Genomic DNA, 1,934 nt, shown 5'->3' with positions numbered 1-1,934 from the left:
CGGAGGTCAGGAGGCGACCGGCGCCCGGCCGACCTCCCGCGTCACGGCCGCCCACTCGTCCAGGTCGCGCAGCCGTGCGGCGAGAGCGGCCCGCACGTCGTCCTCGGCCTGGCCGCCCAGTGTGAGACGGAGCGGGGGACGGTCGGCGTCCACCACGGCCAGCACCGCCCGGGCCACCTCGGCAGGGTCGGCGAACGCCTCCGGCGGCAGCCCGCCGAGGGAGCTCAGCACGGCGCGCACGGTCGGGTCGTAGTCGGCCACCGGCTCGGCGAAGGCGAGGTTCGACAGGAACGGGGTGGCCGCGTAGCCCGGCTCGACCAGCGTCACCTTGATCCCGAGCGGTGCCAGCTCGGCGACCAGGGCGTCCGACAGGCCCTCCACCGCGTACTTGGTCGCGGCCAGCAGGCCCACCCCCGGGTGGGCCACCTGCCCGTACACCGACGAGCCCTGCAGGACGTGCCCCGAGCGCTGGGCCCGCAGCACCGGCAGCACGGCCCGCAGCACGTTCAGGACGCCGAAGACGTTCGTGTCGAAGACGGCCCTGGCCTGCGCGTCGGTCACCTCCTCGACGGCCCCGAAGAGGCCGTACCCCGCGTTGTTCGCCACCACGTCGAGGCGGCCGAACCCGGTGACGGCCCGCTCGACGCCGCGCCGCACCGCGGCCTCGTCGCGGACGTCGAGCTCCAGGGCGAGGAACCTGCCGGGGAAGCGCTCGGTGAGCTCCGCCAGGCCGTCGACGCGCCGGGCCGCGGCGGCGACGCGGTCACCGCGGCCGAGGGCGGCGAGCGCCAGCTCGCGGCCGATGCCGGAGGAGCCTCCGGTGATGAACCAGGAACGGGGGGCGGATGTGGTCACGGTCTCTGCTTTGATCGACATGGTTGTGACCGTACAGCGTTAGCTCCTAACTATCAACCGTGAATATGGATGTCGGTTATGTGCTAACTGGCTTCGTTCAATGTCCGGCTATCATGGCGGGCGTGGTCACCGATCAGGGACGGCACAGTCCGCTCAGCCCGCCCGAGGCGGCGGATCTCGTGCTCGACTTCGTCAACACCCGCCCGATCGACGGACGCGAGGAGCGGCTGGCCGACGCCGCGGCGGCGGCCCGGTGGCTGCGCGCGACCGGGCTGGCCCACGAGGGGGTCCTGGTCACCGAGGCGGACGCCGCGGCCGCCCGGGAGCTGAGGCAGGCCCTGGTCACGGTCCTGCTCGCCCACGCCGGAGAGCAGCCCGGCGGCGAACCGGGCGACGGCGGCACGACGCTGCAGGAGGCGGAGGCCTATCTGCGCCGCAGCGGCGCGCTGTACCCCCTGTCACCCGTCGTCACCGCGCACGACGTACGGCTCGTCCCGGCCCAGGAGGGCGTGCCCGGAGCCTTCGGCGGCCTGCTCGCGGCCGTGGCCGAGCTCGCCAGGAACGGCACCTGGGCGCGGCTGAAGGCGTGCCGGAACCCGCCGTGCCATCTCGGTTTCTACGACCGCACCCGCAACTGCTCGGCGGCGTACTGCAGCCCGCGGCGCTGCGGGGCGCAGGTGGCGATGCGCTCCTACCGCAGCCGCCGCGCCGCGGACCCGGCGGACACCGCGCCGCGGACCCGGCCGGCCCCGCCCGAGGGGCGGAGCCCCTGCCGTCTCGCGCGGACGGTCAACGGCGGCGCGGCAAGGCCGCGGGCGGTCAGCGGCGGCGCAGCAGGGCGAGGAACATCGCGTCGGTGCCGTGGCGGTGGGGCCAGAACTGCGCGTACGGGCCCTCGCCGAGCCCCTTGACCTCCGGCAGGTACGCGCGGGCGTCCAGGGCCTCGGCGTCGTCGCGGCCGCGCAGCACGTCGCCGACCACGGTGACCGTCTCGGCCAGGTGCGGCGAGCAGGTCACGTAGGCCACCACGCCGCCGGGGCGGGCCGGCGTCGAGGGCGGAGGCCAGCAGCGCGAGCAGC

2 protein-coding genes and 1 pseudogene are annotated in these 1,934 nt (G+C 75.3%); 1 reads left to right on the top strand and 2 read right to left on the bottom strand.

What is annotated here, in order from left to right; all coding sequences use genetic code 11:
- Window positions 1–6 precede the first annotated feature (6 nt).
- Window positions 7–876 (bottom strand): SDR family NAD(P)-dependent oxidoreductase, encoded by an 870-nt coding sequence (locus ACWJ6R_RS35485; RefSeq protein ID WP_449066405.1) that lies wholly within the window; start codon window positions 874–876, stop codon window positions 7–9.
- A 101-nt stretch (window positions 877–977) separates the two neighbouring features.
- Here ACWJ6R_RS35485 and ACWJ6R_RS35480 point away from each other — a divergent pair, with 101 nt between their 5' ends.
- Entirely contained in the window at window positions 978–1,766 is a 789-nt protein-coding gene (locus tag ACWJ6R_RS35480; protein WP_449066404.1) for a CGNR zinc finger domain-containing protein, read from the top strand.
- Here the strand turns inward: ACWJ6R_RS35480 and ACWJ6R_RS35475 are convergent.
- Window positions 1,675–1,934, bottom strand: a pseudogene (locus ACWJ6R_RS35475) (rRNA cytosine-C5-methyltransferase); the annotation flags it as partial. The gene ACWJ6R_RS35480 and the pseudogene ACWJ6R_RS35475 overlap by 92 nt on opposite strands.

The sequence above is a fragment of the Planomonospora algeriensis genome, from assembly GCF_977012225.1.
This window is presented reverse-complemented; position numbering and strand designations above follow the sequence as displayed.

What these genes read in the sequence shown, in the direction of transcription:
- ACWJ6R_RS35485 (WP_449066405.1), bottom strand. Translation starts at nt 876, where the DNA reads ATGTCGATCAAAGCAGAGACCGTGACCACATCCGCCCCCCGTTCCTGG.